Origin of the sequence: Natrarchaeobius oligotrophus (genome assembly GCF_003841465.1) — an archaeon.
GTDB lineage: Archaea > Halobacteriota > Halobacteria > Halobacteriales > Natrialbaceae > Natrarchaeobius > Natrarchaeobius oligotrophus.
Map to the genome: position 1 here is coordinate 62946 of NZ_REFZ01000001.1, position 16851 is coordinate 79796.

The 16851-nt window shown below is 67.2% G+C and carries 20 protein-coding genes and 1 tRNA gene; 8 read left to right on the forward strand and 13 right to left on the reverse strand.

Annotation, left to right across the window (positions count from 1 at the left end):
- Positions 1–3: 3 nt before the first annotated feature.
- From EA472_RS00355 to lrpA1, 4 genes are all read right to left on the reverse strand, one after another.
- Positions 4–909 (reverse strand): DMT family transporter, encoded by a 906-nt coding sequence (locus tag EA472_RS00355; RefSeq protein WP_124189537.1) that lies wholly within the window; start codon positions 907–909, stop codon positions 4–6.
- Between the two features lie 129 nt (positions 910–1038).
- Entirely contained in the window at positions 1039–1665 is a 627-nt protein-coding gene (locus EA472_RS00360; RefSeq protein WP_124189538.1) for a nitrous oxide reductase accessory protein NosL, read from the reverse strand.
- Positions 1666–1776: 111 nt separating this feature from the next.
- Positions 1777–2256, reverse strand: a complete 480-nt coding sequence (locus EA472_RS00365; RefSeq protein WP_124189539.1) for an SRPBCC family protein — start codon at positions 2254–2256, stop codon at positions 1777–1779.
- Positions 2257–2350: 94 nt separating this feature from the next.
- Positions 2351–2779, reverse strand: a complete 429-nt coding sequence (gene lrpA1 / locus EA472_RS00370; protein WP_124189540.1) for an HTH-type transcriptional regulator LrpA1 — start codon at positions 2777–2779, stop codon at positions 2351–2353.
- A gap of 120 nt (positions 2780–2899) precedes the next feature.
- On the opposite strand from lrpA1, the gene EA472_RS00375 reads away from it, so the two are divergent.
- Together EA472_RS00375 and EA472_RS00380 are read left to right on the forward strand one after the other, a co-directional pair.
- A complete protein-coding gene (locus EA472_RS00375) occupies positions 2900–3214 on the forward strand; it encodes a hypothetical protein (RefSeq protein WP_124189541.1) in 315 nt (104 codons plus the stop codon).
- Between the two features lie 156 nt (positions 3215–3370).
- Positions 3371–4645, forward strand: a complete 1275-nt coding sequence (locus tag EA472_RS00380; protein ID WP_124189542.1) for a LolA family protein — start codon at positions 3371–3373, stop codon at positions 4643–4645.
- 24 nt (positions 4646–4669) lie between these two features.
- Here EA472_RS00380 and EA472_RS00385 read toward each other — a convergent pair whose 3' ends face one another.
- From EA472_RS00385 to EA472_RS00395, 3 genes are all read right to left on the reverse strand, one after another.
- Complete coding sequence (locus tag EA472_RS00385; RefSeq protein WP_124189543.1) at positions 4670–5383, reverse strand: hypothetical protein; 714 nt, start codon at positions 5381–5383, stop codon at positions 4670–4672.
- Positions 5384–5591: 208 nt separating this feature from the next.
- Positions 5592–6155 (reverse strand): DUF420 domain-containing protein, encoded by a 564-nt coding sequence (locus EA472_RS00390; protein ID WP_124189544.1) that lies wholly within the window; start codon positions 6153–6155, stop codon positions 5592–5594.
- Between the two features lie 195 nt (positions 6156–6350).
- Positions 6351–6435, reverse strand: a tRNA-Leu gene (locus tag EA472_RS00395).
- A 134-nt stretch (positions 6436–6569) separates the two neighbouring features.
- On the opposite strand from EA472_RS00395, the gene EA472_RS00400 reads away from it, so the two are divergent.
- Both EA472_RS00400 and EA472_RS00405 read left to right on the forward strand, forming a co-directional pair.
- Positions 6570–7088: a helix-turn-helix domain-containing protein gene (locus tag EA472_RS00400; RefSeq protein ID WP_243637738.1), complete on the forward strand. Its 519-nt coding sequence runs from the start codon at positions 6570–6572 to the stop codon at positions 7086–7088.
- A gap of 50 nt (positions 7089–7138) precedes the next feature.
- A complete protein-coding gene (locus EA472_RS00405) occupies positions 7139–8416 on the forward strand; it encodes an alanyl-tRNA editing protein (RefSeq protein WP_124189546.1) in 1278 nt (425 codons plus the stop codon).
- A 144-nt stretch (positions 8417–8560) separates the two neighbouring features.
- On the opposite strand, the gene EA472_RS00410 is transcribed toward EA472_RS00405, so the two are convergent.
- Positions 8561–10477: a glycoside hydrolase family 15 protein gene (locus EA472_RS00410; RefSeq protein ID WP_124189547.1), complete on the reverse strand. Its 1917-nt coding sequence runs from the start codon at positions 10475–10477 to the stop codon at positions 8561–8563.
- 166 nt (positions 10478–10643) lie between these two features.
- On the opposite strand from EA472_RS00410, the gene EA472_RS00415 reads away from it, so the two are divergent.
- Positions 10644–11747 carry a S1C family serine protease gene (locus EA472_RS00415; RefSeq protein WP_124189548.1) on the forward strand — a complete coding sequence of 368 codons (1104 nt, stop codon included), beginning with the start codon at positions 10644–10646 and terminating at the stop codon, positions 11745–11747.
- Positions 11748–11839: 92 nt separating this feature from the next.
- Here the strand turns inward: EA472_RS00415 and EA472_RS00420 are convergent, their stop codons facing one another.
- Positions 11840–12028, reverse strand: coding sequence for a hypothetical protein (locus tag EA472_RS00420; RefSeq protein ID WP_124189549.1), 189 nt, complete (start codon positions 12026–12028; stop codon positions 11840–11842).
- A 152-nt stretch (positions 12029–12180) separates the two neighbouring features.
- Between EA472_RS00420 and EA472_RS00425 the strand changes: the two genes are divergently transcribed.
- Positions 12181–12354, forward strand: coding sequence for a protein translocase SEC61 complex subunit gamma (locus EA472_RS00425; RefSeq protein ID WP_124189550.1), 174 nt, complete (start codon positions 12181–12183; stop codon positions 12352–12354).
- Positions 12354–12791, forward strand: coding sequence for a transcription elongation factor Spt5 (locus EA472_RS00430; RefSeq protein WP_124189551.1), 438 nt, complete (start codon positions 12354–12356; stop codon positions 12789–12791). Before EA472_RS00425 ends, EA472_RS00430 begins: the two co-directional genes overlap by 1 nt.
- Positions 12792–12820: 29 nt before the next feature.
- Here the strand turns inward: EA472_RS00430 and EA472_RS00435 are convergent, their stop codons facing one another.
- Positions 12821–13108 (reverse strand): DUF7565 family protein, encoded by a 288-nt coding sequence (locus tag EA472_RS00435; protein ID WP_124189552.1) that lies wholly within the window; start codon positions 13106–13108, stop codon positions 12821–12823.
- 145 nt (positions 13109–13253) lie between these two features.
- On the opposite strand from EA472_RS00435, the gene EA472_RS00440 reads away from it, so the two are divergent.
- The gene (locus tag EA472_RS00440; protein ID WP_124189553.1) at positions 13254–14051 is read left to right on the forward strand and encodes a PHP-associated domain-containing protein; all 798 of its coding nucleotides are present in this window, start codon (positions 13254–13256) and stop codon (positions 14049–14051) included.
- A 28-nt stretch (positions 14052–14079) separates the two neighbouring features.
- Here EA472_RS00440 and EA472_RS00445 read toward each other — a convergent pair whose 3' ends face one another.
- The 3 genes from EA472_RS00445 to EA472_RS00455 are packed head-to-tail and all read right to left on the reverse strand — an operon-like array spanning position 14080 to position 16809.
- Positions 14080–14571, reverse strand: a complete 492-nt coding sequence (locus EA472_RS00445) for a Mut7-C RNAse domain-containing protein (protein WP_124189554.1) — start codon at positions 14569–14571, stop codon at positions 14080–14082.
- A gap of 22 nt (positions 14572–14593) precedes the next feature.
- A complete protein-coding gene (gene polX / locus EA472_RS00450) occupies positions 14594–16369 on the reverse strand; it encodes a DNA polymerase/3'-5' exonuclease PolX (RefSeq protein WP_124189555.1) in 1776 nt (591 codons plus the stop codon).
- Positions 16369–16809 (reverse strand): DUF5788 family protein, encoded by a 441-nt coding sequence (locus tag EA472_RS00455; protein WP_124189556.1) that lies wholly within the window; start codon positions 16807–16809, stop codon positions 16369–16371. Before EA472_RS00455 ends, polX begins: the two co-directional genes overlap by 1 nt.
- Positions 16810–16851 lie beyond the last annotated feature (42 nt).

Genomic DNA, 16851 nt, shown 5'->3' on the forward strand with positions numbered 1-16851 from the left:
AGGTCAGCCCCTCGACCGCCGTCGATGACGGTCGATCGTCGCGACGTAGATTCCCGCGAGGACGACCAGACCGCCGACGACGGTGACGGCGTCGGGAACCTCGGCCAGCAGGACGAGCGCGAGGACGGTCGCGCCGACGGGTTCGCCGAGCCAGGAGACGCTGACGACGACCGACTCGAGGTGTTTCAGGACCCAGTTGACGACGGTGTGACCGAAGACGCCGGGACCGACGGCCATGGCGAGAAAGAGCAGCCACTCGCGGGCGGGGTAGGCGACGTACGCGTGGCCCTGCGCGCCGACGAGGACGAACAGCGACGCCGTACACGCGGCGTAGACGACGGTCACGTACGGAAACAGCGAAACGCGCTGACGAATCGAGCGGCCGGCGAGGACGTAGCCGGCGACGGTGACGGCTCCGAGCACGGCGAGTGCGTTGCCGTACGTCGTCGCGTCGGAAATCGGTGCCTGACCGGCGTCGCCCAGCGACATCGCGGCGGCGCCGGCGATCGCGATCGCGATGCCGACGACGGTCGCACGCGAGACGCGCTCCCCGAGGACGAGCGCGGCGCCGATCGCGACGAAGATCGGCTGGGTCTGGACCAGCGTGACGCTCGCGGCGACGCTCGTGTGATTCAAACTCTCGAACCACGCCGCGAAGTGGGCGGCCAGCGCGACGCCGGCGACGATCGCGAAGCCGAGATCGGTTCGCGAGAGGTGAGTGAACTCCTCCCGGTAGCGAAATAGAGCGATCGGAGCGACGATCGCGGTGGTGAACAGCACGCGGTAGAAGGCCGCGACGGAACTGGGAGCGTGGCTAAACCGAACGAGCACGGCGCTGGTGCTCGCGGCGAAGATGGCGAAGGCGAGCGCGACGTACGGAGTCGGAACCTCGAGATCCCACGCGTTCACGCCGTGGTCAACTCACTCGGGGGAGGAAACGCTTTCCGAACCGGTCGATCGGACGGACTCCTGTGAGTCGTCGCTGGCGGGACCGCGATCCGTCCGCGATCCCGCCGGTACATCGTCGCAATAGCCGTCTCACTCGTCGGGGAGCCGGTTCCCGCGGTAGATCGCGGCGACCTCGCGGTCGACGTCCTCGAGCGAGACGACGTCCTCTTCGGTTAGCTCCTCGGCTTCCCACTCGTCGAGGTAGGCGACGGCGTCGTCCCGATCCGCGAACGGACGGGGGTTGAGCCCCATCACCTCGCCGGTGACGGCGTCTTCGTCCGTAACGACCACGAAGTGCGCCTCGAACGCGTCGACGAGCGCTTCGGTTTCGAAGTCGGTCACCCAGGCGGCGGCGACCGGCGCATCCGTGGGCGGGACGGCGTAGTACGCGAACAGACAGCCCGGCGTGTCGAACGCCGCGCCCGTTCCGTCGTCGTGTGCGAGCTGGCACTGCCACTGCGGATAGTCGGCCGGCGTCATGTTACAGACGGGGCAGTGCTGGTCGTCCGTGAACTCGATCGGCTCGTCGCCGGGGTGTTCGAGCGACGTGGCGTACTGGTGTTCGCCGTCGTTTCCGTCGCCGGCGTGATCGTCGCCGCCGTCTTCACTCTCGGCACCCCCGTTTCCGAGACACCCCGCGACACCGACGCCGGTTCCCGCCGCGAGCGCGCCGAGAAACCTCCGCCGCGCGAACGGCTCCCGCTCGAGCCTGGTCATACGGGACGATACCGGTCCGACGACCAAAACGCCCGTGGTTCGGTCGTCGAACGGACCCGAACCCCCAGTCGTGGAACGCCCTCGACGCGGCGGCTCTCGGCCCGATCCGAATCACTCGAGGGCCGCCTTCGTCGCCCGGTGGCGCTCTCGGAACGTGACCTCGAAGCCGATTCGAGAGAACGGCGCGCTCGCGGGAGCCAGCGGTCCGAGCGGAAGGTCGTACTCGACGTGGTCGCGCAGAATCGTCCGGTCGCCGTCGGCGTAGAAGAGGTGCGTGTGCACCCAGCGATCGAACGGGCCGTGGATCATCTCGTCGCGAAAGTAAGCGCGTCCGTCCTCGCGCACGCGATCGGTGATCTCGGAGGTCCAGTACTGGCGCGGTCCGAGACCGAACGGTCGGGTCGACAGCGACAGTTCCGATCCGGTTTCGAGGACGTCCGGGTCCGTTCGCCCGTCGGGCCCTATCACCGATTCGACGCGAAGCCCCAGCCAGTCGGGCGTCAGCGTCTCGAGTCCGGAGACCCGAGAGTGAAACTGCCAGAGCTCCTCGAGCGGCGCGTCGACTGTCGTTCGGCGGTCGTACGACGGCATACGAGTTCGGACGACGGCCAGCGTGAAAATCCCGGCGTCCGCGTCCGTTTCGGGTCGGACGCCGAGGCGAGCGACGGAAGCGGGCGGACGAAGGTTACTTCAGCCGTTCCTGGAGGAACGACGGGTGTGCTGCGGTGACGCCGTCGATCTCGAGCAGTTCCTCGGAGATGAACTCGCCGAGGGCGTCCCCGTCGACCGCGCGAGCTTCGGCCATCAGCATGTGGTCGCCGCTGGAGCTGTACAGCGCCTCGATCTCCTCGAGTTCCTTCAACGCCTTCGTCGCTTCGACGTACCGTTCGCTCGCGACGTCGAGACCGACGAGCGCGATGGTCTGACTCGAGAGCTTCTTCGGATCGACGTCGGCCGAGTAGCCGACGATGACGCCGTCCTCCTCGAGCTGTTTGATGTACTTTCTGACCGTCGGCTTCGAGACGTTCGCCCGATCCGCGATCTCGGCGTACGAGGCCTGTGCGTCCTCTTCGAGAACCTCGAGAATGCGATCTTCCGTCGCCTGGGTACTCATGCGTGTTCGTTTTGCTCCGACGGGAAAATATCTTTTGTATACGAAAAGCTCGGAATCGTCACTCGAAACGACGTCTCGATCGGCGGACTTATTCGCCGGGTCGTCCCAGTTTCGGTGGAGATGGTCGATCCAAACCACGTCAGCGGCGCGGTCTGGTTTCTCTGTGGCGTTGCGATTCTCGGTCTGGGGTACCTGATCGGCGTTCGTGGCCGGGCCGACCTCCACGCGGAGTACGACGAGTCGGTCGACGAGGCGTACGCCTCCCGCTGGATCGGCGCGACTGCGCTGTTGATGGGCGTTCTGGTGATCGCGTACGCGATTCGCGAGATGGTGTACGGATTTCACCCGTACGCCCTCGGCGCGCTAGTCGTCACCCTGCTCGTCCTGAGCTACGTGACGAAGCTGTTCGCTCGCGGCGTCGGCTACCGGGGGTAGCACGCAGCCTGCGACCGATCGACGTACGAGCAGTCCGGCGATCGCGATCTCGAGCGGTACCGCTGCCCGACGGTCGCGGTCGTCGTCCGGAGTCGGCCGTTCGTTGCCGAACGATTCAGTCAAATATATATCATTACTCGGCCGTTACTCGTCAGTATGCCCCCACGCGCCGCCCGACGGTTCACCCTCCCCCTTCTCGTCGTCGCCATCGCCCTGCTCGTCGCCGGCTGCGTCGCGCTTCCCGGCGACGACGTCTCGAGCGACGACCTCGAGGATCGGTTCGAAACCGACGCGCCGCCGAGCGAGATTGCGGCGACGCTCGAGGTTCGCGAGGAGATAAACGGAGAATCGATCCAGCGCGAGGAGGCCGTCTGGCTCCGCGACGACGGCGCGAGTCGGATCGAGACGTCGGACGGAGCGGTCGTCGTCACCGACGGCGAGACCCGGTGGCAGTACGATCCCGAAACCGACGCCGTCCGAACGATCGAACTCGCGTCCGATCGACCGTCGTTTCTCGAGGGGCTGTACGCCCAGCAACGGCAGTACCTCGCCGACGATCGCTACGCCGTGACGGAACTCGAGGAAACGGCCCTCGACGGGCGGGACGTCTACCGGCTCGCGTTCGATCCGCCGGCAAACGAGACGGTCGACCGGTCGCTCGACGTCCTCGTCGGAGACACCGAGTACGTCGTTCCGCTCGAGACCACCGACCGAGAGGTCGACGATCGCGGAGTCGATCGCGTCGAGGTGTGGCTCGACCGGGAGACGCTGTTTCCGATCCGCCACGCCGTCGTCGGCGACGACCTCGAACTGGAGACCACGTACCGAAACCTCTCGGTCGAACCGGATCTCGACGACGAGCTGTTCGAGATCGATTCGGCCGTCGACGAGCACGCGGGGAACGAAAGCAGTGGCGGCGACGCCGGTGACGGAGGCGTCGGTGAGGACGCCCAGCAGGAGGGGGAGGGCGACGAAACGGGTACCGACGACGAATCCGGCGGTGAAGACGACCACGAGACCGAAGCGATCGTCCTCCCGACGATCGAACGCCACGAGACGGTCGACTCGGCGGCCGAACTCGTTCCGTTCGCGGTCGCAGAACCCGATCCTGACTCGCTCCCCGACGGCGTCGAACCTGACGGAATCAGCAGTTACGAGTTCCCAGACGAGAACCGGTCGCAGGTCTCGCTGTTCTACCGGAGCGACGAGGGGACGGTGTCGGTGACGACGAGCGACGGTTCGCGCGAGTTCGCGACCGACGGCGAACCCGTCGACGTCGGGGACGCCACCGGAACGATCGCGGAGACCGACGAGGGAACGGAACTCGAGTGGTCGTGCGACGGCCTGTACTACTCGATCTTCGTCGGCGATTCGTTCGCGGACGAAACGGCGATCGAGATCGCAGAGGGGCTCGTCGACGGCTGTCCGTAGGGCGATGCCGGCGCGAGAACGCGTCTAGTCCCGTTCGCTCTCCGAATCGTCGGACGCCTTCGCATCGTCTCCGGCGTCCGCGCCGGCATCTTCAGCGCCCTCCTCGTCCGCGTCGGGGCCTTCCGCCCCGTCGCCGTCGCCGGCTCGATCGGACGGCTCCGCGTCGTCGGGTTCGACGCGCAGGTGCGAAGCGTCCTCCGCCGGCTCCTCTTCCGGCTCGATCGCGTCGGTCTGTGCGGGCTGGGCCTGTTCGGGGTCGGGTCCCGTCGCCTCGCTCGCCTCGTCGGCGGTCGCCGTCTCGGAGACGTCGATCGAGACGGCGTCGTCGTCGGTGTTCCGCCGGGGATCCTGTGCGTCGTCGTCCTCCATTCCGGGTTTCGACCGCGGCTCCGACTCCTCCGTCGCCTCGGTGAACTCGGTTCGCGGCGCGCCCTCCGCGTTTGCTGACTCGTGGCGGTCTGACCGTTGTGCCGACGAGCGACTCGAGCGCCGTCGTCGCCGGCCGTACTCGATCAGCGCGCCGCCGGCGATGGCGGTTGGAATCGCCCGCCACCGTCCGCGAACCAGCGATCGGATCGCCGACAGGATCAACGCGCCGCCGACCGCGAGCGCCACCGTTCCGTCCGCCAGTTTCTCCGTCACCGTCTCCGGCGACAGCGACGCGTCGAACTCGTCAGTCGATTCGCTCTCCTCGAACGGAGACGCCGATCGGTCGTCGTACTCGTAGTGGTCTGTCATGGGATGTCCTCGAGCGATCGCACTCGGTGTCGATACGGCGGCCGGACTGTTGAAGCTTCGACCGGCACGTGAACACCCGGTCGCGTCGTTCGGTGACCGTCCGGTCGCTCGGCGACCATCGAACCCCGTCGGACGAATTGCGCTCCGTCGGATCCGGTGTAGCCGCGACGGTTCGCGCTGTCCCGATAGATCGGTCCGGCAATCCCCCTCAGTAGACCGCGTGCAACAGCAGGTAGACGACGATTCCGAGCGAGAACGAGACCAGCCACAGGGCGGCCGCGATCCGGCCGAGGCGAGCGTGGTTCGTCCGGGGCAGTTCGTCGACGGAGTAGGCCGCCGCGAGCAACAGCGCGTAGTAGAGCACGGGGATACAGACGACCGCGAGGAGAACGTGAACGACGAGCACCGGGATGTAGACGAACTGATACACCGGATCCGGGCCGGGAAACGGCTGCGGGCCGCCGGTCGCGACGAGCCGATAGAGGTACAACACGAGAAAGGTGGCGAACAGCCCGAACGACGCGAGCATCGCGATTCGGTGGCGACCGACGGCTCCGCGACGGATCGCCCGCCAGCCGACCGCGATGGTTCCGATCGCCGTCGCGCTGATGACGACGTTGACGTGCGGGATCAGCGCCAGCACCCACTCCGGGGCGGCCGGCACCGTCGACGGCGGAATTCGTCCGCCCGCGGCGGCGAACACCACCGCGAGCGAGACGACGCTCAGGACGGCGGCGAGCGGTCGAACGCGCTCTCGGGGAACGAACTCCATGGTACGTGGTTCGCTCGAGGCCGGAAAGCGGTTACTGTCCGCGACGGTGCCGTCGCTAGGGGAACGTGAGTACCGTCGAGAGCGGGAAACAGCGCCGTCGCTCCGGACTGTGGTTTCCGAAGGATTATGCGTGGGTGATGTCCACGAAGGGAAATCACCTGCATCGTGTGTTCGCGGACGGTGCCGCGTATGCGATGCGTGGGACCGGATTCGAACCGGCGGACCCCTACGGGACAGCGCCCTCAACGCTGCGCCGTTGGCCTGGCTTGGCTACCCACGCCCGCTCTGGCTTTCTGCACTCGAACGTACCCAGCGCGGTTATAAAAGCCCTTTCCTTTGTGCTTGCGCCTGCGCCGAGGTCACACGCAACCGATCGAGCGGAGATTTGAAATGCGACAGTTGCCAAAAGATACCATGGCCAAGTATTCGACGGGTTCGTCCACCGGCGGCGGCGGGACGAACTGTGAACTCTGCGGTGCCGAGAGTGATTCGCTCAGACGCGCCACCGTCGCCGGTGCGGAACTCGAGGTCTGTCCCGACTGTGCGCCCCACGACGACGCACAGAAGCGGAGTCGGGATCGACGCGACTCGTCCGGCACCTCGACGAGCGACGACGAGCCCAGCCGCAAGAAGAAAGCCGCACAGAACGTGGCGAAGGCGAACCCCGTCTGGGACGGCGACTCCGAACACTGGGAGCGAGAGGGGACCAACTACGACGACGATCCGCTGCCGTACCTCGTCACAAACTACGGAGAGGCTCTCGTCGAGGCTCGCCAGGAAGCCGGCCTCCAGCGCGAGGAGCTGGCCGACGAACTCGGCGCTCGGGAGCAGGATCTCCTCGCGATCGAGCAGGGACGGGCGACGCAGGCGGGCGTCGGCGGCGGCCTGATCGACGCGCTCGAGGAGCGCCTCGACGTCTCGCTCTCGGAGTAGCCGTCCGAACGGCGAGCAGACTTTTAGCACCTGGCGACGGAGTGAGACCGATGAGTGGGCAACTGGCGGCGGCGGAACCGTACGCCACGCGATTCGAAAGCGAAGTGACGGCGATCGACGGGCGGCGCGTCTGGCTCGAGCGGAGTTACTTCTACGGCGAGAGCGGCGGCCAGCCCGCCGACCGCGGCACCGTCGGCGACGTCGACGTCGAGGACGTCCAGCTCGTCGACGGCGAGCCGGTTCACGTGCTGGCCGAGGAGCCCTCGTTCAAAAGCGGTCACCGTGTTCTCTGTTCGGTCGACTGGTCGTTCCGGATGTACTGCATGCGAGCCCACACCGCGAGTCACGTTCTCTACGGAGCGGCCCGGCGGCTACTCGACGACCTCGGATACGGGGGATTCGACATCGGCGAGTCGAAGGTCCGCGTCGACCTCGAGACGTCGACCGCGGTCGACGACGAGGTGCTGATCGAGCTGAACGAGCTGGTGAACCGCTCCGTCTGGGAGTCGCGTCCCGTCTCCTGGGACGACGTTCCGGTCGCCGAAGCGCGCGAGCGCGACGAGATCGCCTTCAACGACGCCACCGAAGACGCCGCGTTCGAGAGCGGACGGGTCCGGATCGTGACGGTCGGTGCCGAAGACGACGGCGACAGCGCAACGACGATTCGTCGGTTCGCGGACGGCGGCACCGTGAGTACCCCCTGGGACGTCGCGGCCTGTGGCGGGACGCACGTTCGAAACACCCGGGAGATCGGCCCGGTGACGGTTCTCGGGCGGTCGAACCCCGGCGAGGGATCGACCCGGATCGAGCTCGCGGTGGGTCCGCAAGCGATCGATCGTCGGACGGCCGAAAAGCGCGCCGTCTTCGACGCGAAGCGAACGCTCGGAGCCCCGATCGAAGACGTCCCGGGGGAACTCGAGCGCCTCGCCGCCGACCGCGACGACCTCGAGGATCGACTTCGGGCGAGCGAGCGCGCGCTCGTCGACGCACAGCTCGCGAGCGCCGATTCGTTCGACAGGGGCGGAACGCGGTGGCTGGTGGCGACGGTCGACGACGTCGATACCGAGGTGATCGGCGACGCGGTCGGCGGTCGCCTCACCGACGCCGGGGACGATCGAGGTTCGAACTCGTCCGCCGACGTCGTCGTCGCGGTCGGCGGCGACGAGTCGACGTTCGCAGTCGTGGGCTCGGCGGGCTCGCCGCCGGCGACGGACGTCCTCGACGAACTGACGTCCGCGTTCGGCGGCGGCGGCGGCGGATCGGACCGGTTGGCTCGAGGCGGTGGCTTCGACGCCGAGCCGGCGGAACTGCGGGCGGCGCTCGAGTGAGGCCCACTCGGGCGGCGCTCGCCGGCCGCTTCACACGGCGCTCGTGTCCTCGAGCCTGAAAAATGGAGTCGGGAGTGAAACAGGCATGACCCCGACGACAGTCACCGGTAGCGTTCGGAAATTACTAAGTCTTTCCGTCGGTCGTCACCGATCGTCGACGTCCGACGCGTTCGCCCGTCGGAACAGCGCCTGTACGTTCTCCGGCTGGAAGTCGGCGGAGTCGACGTCCCCTTCGGTCTCGAGCGTCCGGGTGAGGTAGGTCACGCTGTTTATCAGCCCGAGGTGGGAGAACGCCTGCGGGAAGTTTCCGAGCAGCTGGCCGGTTTCGGGATCGACTTTCTCCGTGTAGAGGCCGAGCGGGCTCGCGTACTCGAGGACGTTCTCGAAGTACTCGCGGGCTCGCTCGACGCGGTTCGAGAGGACGAGCGCGTCGACCAGCCAGAACGAACAGAGCAGAAACGCCTTCTGCTCGTCGCGGCGGACGTCGGTGTCGACGAACCGAACGACGAGCCCGTCGTCGGTCGTCAGCCGGTCGATGACCGCGTCGATCGTCGACTGCACCCGGTCGTCGTCCGGCGGGAGGAACTCGTAAATCGGGAGCAACAGCGCGGTCGCATCGAGCGCGTCGTCGCCGTCGAAGTACTGGACGAAGCAGTCGGCGGACTCGCTGTAGCCGCGCGTTTCGATCGCGTCCCGGACCGCCGACCGGCTCTCCTTCCAGCGCGCGAGCGGCGCGCGGAGGTCGCCGGTTTCCGCGAGTTCGATCCCTCGATCGAGCGCGACCCAGCACAGCAGCTTGGAGTAGAGGAAGTGGCGATGTTCTCCTCGAAACTCCCAGATGCCGGCGTCACGTTCGTCCCAGTGATCGCAGACGTAGTCGACGATGGCACAGATCGACTGCCAGGTCTCGTCGTCCACGTCGACGTCCTCGCCGAACCGGATCGTCTCGTAGATCGCCTGAACGATCGTGCCGTAGACGTCCAGTTGCTTCTGCGTCGCAGCGCCGTTGCCGATTCTGACCGGACCGGTGCCGCGGTATCCTTCGAGGTGATCGAGAACGCGCTCGGTGATCTCGTCGCCGGCGTCGCCGTGGAGGCCGTACAGCGGCGTGATCTGCTCGGGATCGGTTTTGGCGACGTCGACGAACCAGTCGAAGTACTCCCGGCCCTCGCGCTCGTGGCCCGTGCTGTGAAGCGCCTGGACGGTGAACTTCGCATCGCGGATCCAGTTGTACCGGTAGTCCCAGGTTCGGTCCGAGCCGATCGCCTCGGGCATGGACGTGGTCGCGGCCGCCGGAATCGCCCCGGTGTCGTGGTGGATCAGCAGCTTCAGGACGAGCTCCGACCGGACGACCATCTCGTGCCAGCGTTCGGGAATCGACTCCGGACACTCCCTGCGACCACCCACCCACTCCCGCCAGTACCGTTTCGTCTCGTCGAGGACGCGGTCGTGATCGACCGACGGCGGCGTCGGATCGCCGTAGCTCGCGCGAATCCACCGTTGCTCGCCGGCCTCGATCGGAGCCGTCGCGGTGACGGTGGAGTCGGTTCGGTCGATCGAGAACTCGCAGTCGCCCGAAAGCACCAGCAGGTCGTCGATTCCGTCGGTTCGCTCGTCGTCCCGGCGGGCGAGGATTCCCTCGTCGGTTCGCTCGAACGTCGGCCGGATCCGGGCGTAATCGAACCGCGGCTCGAACGCGACGTCCAGTTCGACGCGACCCCTGTCGCACTCGAGTTTGCGATAGATCGCTCGCTGGAAGCGGCCGGCCTCGTCGTCGGGGGTCATCGGCATCAGATCGGTCACCGTCGCCTGGCCGCGAGCGGTCTCGAAGGTGGTCTCGAGGACGTTCGTGCGATCGACGTACCGGTGGCTCGACTCGTGGTCGGCCGCGGGCGAGACGGCGAAGCGACCGCCGCGGTTTGCGTCGAGGATCGCGGCGAAAACGCTCGGCGACTCGAGGTGGGGGAAACAACACCAGTCGATCGATCCCTGTCGGCTGACGAGCGCACAGCGGTCGTCGTTGCCGATGATGCCGTAGTCGCTGAGTGGCGGGTAGTCCATGCGTGTGAATCGACGGTCGAGCGATCCGCAACTGTCGATGGACCGGACGGTTCGTGCGGAACGGACAAGAAGCGTCGGCCGGCAGCGGCCGGGCGTCGCAGAGCGACTCGCGAACGCGACGATAGCACGCGGGTGTTTTATTGTGCTCGTCGGGGTGGGAACCCGCATGTCACCAGGTCCGAGACGGTTCTCCCGGCGGGAGTTCGCTTCCGTCGGCGTCGGCCTCCTCGCAGGTATCGCGAGCGCGCGACCGTCGACCGCGACCGGCGGGCAACGAACGGTCGAGGGCGTCGGCTCGAGCGACCAGGGCGACGCGTTCGAAGACCGCCCGTACGCGGACGTCTACGACGACACCATCGACGACGTGGTGCTCGTCACGGTGGGGGGAATCGACGACGCGCCCGGCGGGATCGGATCGGGGTTCGTCGTCGACGACTACGTCGTCACCAACGACCACGTGGTCGGCGACGCGGATCGCGTGGAGTGTCAGTTCAGGGACGAACAGTGGCGCACCGGGACGGTCGTGGGCACGGACGCCCACAGCGACCTCGCGGCGATCGAAATCGAGGACCTCCCCGAGATGGCGTCCGGTCTCTCGTTCGCGCGGGCGGAGCCGGAGATCGGCCAGGAGGTGCTCGCGCTCGGTAATCCCCTCGGACTCGACGCCTCGCTCAGCCAGGGGATCGTCAGCGGCACCGATCGATCGCTGCCGAGCCCGACCGGGTTCTCGATTCCCGCGGCGATTCAGACCGACGCGCCGGTCAATCCGGGAAACAGCGGCGGACCGCTGGTCACGCTCGAGGGCGAGGTCCTCGGCATCGTCTTCGCCGGGGCCGGTCAGACGATCGGCTTCGCCATCTCCGCGCTGCTCGCCGACCGCGTCGTTCCGGCGCTGATCGAAGACGGCGAGTACGACCACTCGTACGTCGGGGTGAGCGTCGATCCGGTCGGACCGCTGATCGCGGCGGCGAACGACCTCGAGGAGGCTCGCGGCGTCCTGATCACCGAGATCGTCCCCGGCTCGCCGGCCGACGGCGTCCTCGAGCCGGCGACGGCGACGACGACGATCGACGGGACGGACGTCGAGACCGGGGGCGACGTGCTCGTCGCCATCGACGGCCACGACATTCCCAACCAGGATCTGCTCTCGTCGACGCTCGCGCTCGAGACCTCCCCCGGCGAGACGATCGACGTCGACGTGATCCGCGACGGCGAGCGCGGAACGGTCGAACTGACGCTCGACGAACGGCCGGCCGTCGACGCCCCCTGAGCGGCGACGCGACCTCCGTCCGTGGATCGAGCGGTTCGAACCGTCCGCCCGCTCGCTTCGTCTCACCCCTCGTCAGTTTCCTCGGGCTCGAGTCAGTCCTCGTCGGTCTCTTCGGGCTCGAGGTCCGTCCCGTCCTGCCGGGGTGCGTTCTGGGTGCCGAGATCACCGTCGCCGTCGTCGACCTCGTCCGGATCGCGATCGACCCGCTCGAGTTCGTCCTCGATCTCGGCTTCACGTTCCGCCTCGCGCTCGTTTTCTCTGTCGCGGTCGTCTTCGGCCATAACGGGCGAAGTTCGCGCTCGAGGGGCTTGGCCGGCGGGCCGTCGAGTGCAACGTCGCGAGCGGCCGAGGGATTACTGGCACGTATGTTTCGTCCGCGCGCCGGCCGGACACGAAAGACAGATAAAAGACGCCGGGCTGTGAATAGACAGATATGGACGTTCCGTACGACCTCACCTCGTACGTGCGGGTGTTGAAAATGGCAACGACACCCACCACCGAGGAGTTCCTCCAGGTGTCGAAGATCGCCGGTGCAGGCATCCTGCTCGTCGGGTTCATCGGATTCATCATCGGCGGGATCATGCTGTTACTGACCGGTGGTTTCTGATGGGTATCTTCGCCGTCAAGACGACCGCCAGCCAGGAACAGACAGTCGCCGACATGATCATCAACCGCGAGGAGCCCGAGATCCACGCCGCGCTCGCGCCCGACTCGCTGACGTCGTACGTGATGGTCGAAGCCGAGGGGGACGCCGCCATCGAGCGCGTGCTCGAGGACATCCCCCACGCCCGCAGCATCGTTCCCGGCGAGTCAGACATCTCGGAGGTCGAACACTTCCTCTCGCCGAAGCCGGACGTCGAGGGCATCGCGGAGGGCGACATCGTCGAGCTCATCGCCGGACCGTTCAAAGGGGAGAAGGCCCAGGTCCAGCGCATCGACGAGGGCAAAGACCAGGTGACCGTCGAACTGTACGAGGCGACGGTTCCGATTCCGGTGACGGTGCGGGGCGACCAGATTCGCGTGCTTGACAGCGACGAGCGGTAATCGCGATCCGCGGACGGGCGCGTCGGCGACTACTTCGTCAACTCGTTTGCGATCAATTCCATGTCGGCGACCGACTCGATCTCCTCGATCAGTTCTTCGCGCTCGCGGACGTCCTCCGAATCAGCGCCGTAAGCGCGGACGTACTCCGCGCGGCTGTGTTCGTTGAACGCGTGGCGAATCGCCAGATATCCGTCGGGAACGATCGTCCCGCAGACTTTGCACTCGGGACGTTCGTGCTCGGTCGCCTGATGGATGACGGCCGATTCGACGTCTTCGAACACGGAGCCGCAGCCGTCGATTCCACATTCCCAGGCCATTTGTTGGTGGAATCGACCGGCCGACCTCTTGGTCTTTTCGCAGTACAGCAGAATTATTGACACGATTCGACCGTCGAGCTCGCGTCCGGTCCGCCCGCTAACTCGAGCCGGACAGTCCGGGAACGGCTCCGACCGACGAATCAGAATGCATAACTCGACCGTCTCGAAAGACGGTGTCGTGAGCGACGGAGGAGTCTCCCGGGTCGACTGTCACGTGAAGGTCCTCGACGACTCGGTCGTCGACAGGGCCCGGAGCGCAGGGTTCGACGCGATCGTCTACGCGCCCCACTTCACCCGGCTCCCGGACGTCCGTCGACGGGCCGAAGCCTACTCGAGCGACGAGCTGCTGGTCGTGCCGGCGCGAGAGGTGTTTACCGGCCCCTGGCACGATCGCAAGCACGTCCTCGCGCTCGGTCTCGAGGAGCCGGTTCCCGATTTCATCACGCTCGAGGCGGCGATGGCCGAGTTCGAGCGCCAGGACGCGGCCGTGCTCGTCCCCCATCCCGAGTTCGCGAGCGTGAGCCTCTCGGCGGACGACGTCCGGCAGTACGCCGAGTCGATCGACGCCCTCGAGATCTTCAACCCGAAACACCTCCCGTCGCACAACCGTCGAGCGCGCGAACTCGCGGACGAACTCGAGGTACCGCCGTTTGCCTCGTCGTACGCCCACCTCCCGCGGACCGTCGGCATCTCCCACACCGAGTTCGACGCCGACGTCGAAACCGAGGCCGACCTCCTCGAGGCGCTCAAAAACGGCGCTTCGCGGCGAGTCGTCCACCGGAACGGCCTCGAGCGCGCGATGACGACGGCGCTCGAACTGGCTCACCTCGGATACGAAAACACCTGGAAGAAAGCGGACCGACTCTTTCTGTCGGGTACCGAGCCGACCCACCCCCGACACATCGCCTACGACGGACGATTCGACGACGTCTCCGTCTACTGACGCGGGTTCTCGCTCCGTCGCCGACCCGCTACCGCTGGCCGCCGTCGAGCGGATCGTCGCTGTCCCGATCGAGACGCGAGAGCGTCCGCGACACCCGGTCCCAGTGAGTTCCGCGCCAGAAGTGCTGTCGGCAGTCCCGGCACCGATACACCTCGGTTTCGGCGGGATCCGGCGCGTACTCGGGCGTCGGTTCCGCGCCGTCGACGCCCTCGAGCCGACCGTTGCACCGCCCGCAGAACCGGGGACGGTCGGCGAGCGAGAGGTCGACGCCCGCGTCCGAAAGCTCCGCGAGCTGATCGACGGTCTCGCGGGACTCGAGCAGGATCGCGTCGGTGGCGCGGGTGGCGCGGGCGGCGAGGGCGACGTCGCGCGTGACGAGCGTTCGGCTTTCCGCGCGGGCGACCGCCAGCAGGTCGTCGTCGGCCTCGAGTCCACGGTCGCCGGCGTAGGCCGCGTCGTGGTTGCACATTCGCAGGTACGAGACGATCCCACCGCACATGAGGTCGACGAGCAGTCGCATCGATCTCCGTTACCGGCGGCGATCAGTGCAGGAACGCCCGGAGTTCGGTCAGTTCCCAGGTGTTGATCACGTCGTCGGCCTCGGCCCAGCCGCGGCGGGCCGTGTGAACGCCCCAGCGGACGTACTCGAGCGTCGACGGCTGGTGGGCGTCCGTGTTGACGGCGATCGGCGCGCCTTCCTCGAGTGCGGCCTGAACGGCGCTCCCCCAGAGGTCGAGTCGTCTCGGGTTGCTGTTTACCTCGAGTGCGGTGTCGTGTTCGGCCGCCGCTCGTCCGAGCGCCGACGCGTCGAACTCGAGGCCGGATCGTTCGTTCAGCAGTCGACCGCTCGGGTGGCCGAGGACGTCGACCGCCGGGTTCTCGATCGCACGGATCAGACGATCGGTGGCGGTTTCGGCGTCCTGATCGAGCGCGCTGTGCGTCGAGGCGACGATCACGTCGAGCGCGTCGATCACCTCGTCTCCCAGGTCGATCTCGCCTTCGGCGTCGACGTTGGCCTCGATGCCGGCGAACACGTCGATCCCGCTGGCCGCGTCGACCTCGCGGATCGCCTCGACCTGCTCCAGAATCTCGGTGTCCGAAAGTCCCATCCCGCCGACGATGCCGGGACCCTCGGCGTGGTCGGCGATCCCGAAGTAGTCGTATCCCCGGTCTTCGGCCGCCTCGACCATGGCCTCGATCGACGCGTTTCCGTCCGACCACTCGGTGTGACTGTGGAGGTCGCCCCGGACGTCCTCGCGCTCGAGCAGGTCGGGTAACTCGCCGGCTTCGGCGGCGGCGATCTCGCCGCGGTCCTCCCGGAGTTCCGGCGGGATCCACGACAGTCCGAGCGCATCGTACATGCTGGCTTCGGTGTCACCGGCGACTCGCTCGCCGACGCGCCGTCCGCCGTCGCCTGCGTCCTCGTCGGACCCCGAGGCACGCTGGGTCTCGCTTACGTCGAACGCGCCGTACTCGTTGAGCTTCATGTCGCGGTCGATGGCGTAGTTCCGCAGGCGGACGTTGTGGTCTTTGCTTCCAGTGAAGTACTGCAGGGCGGAGCCGAACTCGGCCGGTTGGACCACCCGAAGGTCGACGCGAATCTCGCCGACCCGAACGCTCGCTTTCTCCGGTCCCGACTCGATCTCGCCGTCGACGGAGTCCCACGCGACGAACGAGGAGACGACCGCTTCGGGATCGGCGGCGGCGACGAGGACGTCGACGTCCCCGATCGTGGCCCGAAAGCGCCGGATCGAACCAGCCACTTCACAGCGGTCGACGGCCTCGAGGGAGGCGAGAAACGCCAGGACGTCGTCGGCGAGCGGACGGGCTTCTCCGAGCAACTGCCGCTGGCCCACCTGTCGCGCGAACTCGACGTTGTCGAGGATGTTCTCCTCGGTTTTCGGGCCGAATCCCTTGATCTCCTGGATCTCGCCGGTTTCGGCCGCACGTTCGAGGTCGTCGAGCGTCCGGACGTCGAGTTCGCGGTAGAGCGTGCCGGCCGTCTTGGGGCCGACGCCTTCGACGCGGGTGATGTCCGCGATGTCGATCGGGAGGTCGGCGCGCAGTTCCGCCAGTTCTTCGATCTCGCCGGTTTCGACGTACTCGACGATCTTCGAGGAGATGGCGTCCCCGACGCCGTCGATCTCCTCGAGCACCTCGCGGTCGCCCTCGGCGACGCGGTCCGCGATCGGGGACGGGTGCGCGCGGATGTTGTCGGCCGCCCGGCGGTACGCCCGGGGTTTGTACTCGACGTCGTCGGCCTCGAGCAGGTCCGCGAACTCCTCGAAGCGAGCGGCGATCTCGGCGTTCGTCGCCATCAGCGACCCCTCCGCGTACTCGCGTCGTCGGCGCGGCCGAGCGCCTTCTTGAGAAACGACATCCAGCGCTTCGTGTCTGCGGCCTGCTGGGCCTGCTGTTCGCGCTCGAGGTCGGTCGGTCCGAGACCCTCCAGGGCGTTGAGCGCGCGATCGATCCCGATGATGCTCCGTGCGAGCTCTTCGCCCTCCTCGCGCGTGATCTCGCCCGTTTCGATTCGCTCGAGGCGATCGGTGCGCTCGCGGCGCAGGTTCCGTTTCGCCCGCTCGACGCGGTCGCGCTCGCCGGCCGGAACGGTCTCGCGGCGCTTGATCTCGAAGACGAACGTCCGGAGGTCGATCTCCTCGTCCTGGACGGTGATCGTCTCCGGGATGTCCGCGCCGACGGTGGCCCCCTCGCGTTCGACGCGCTCGAGCAGCTGTTTGCGCTCGTACTCTTGCACGTCTCCCCGTTCGGGACTGTCGGGCAAAAATGTAGTCACGAT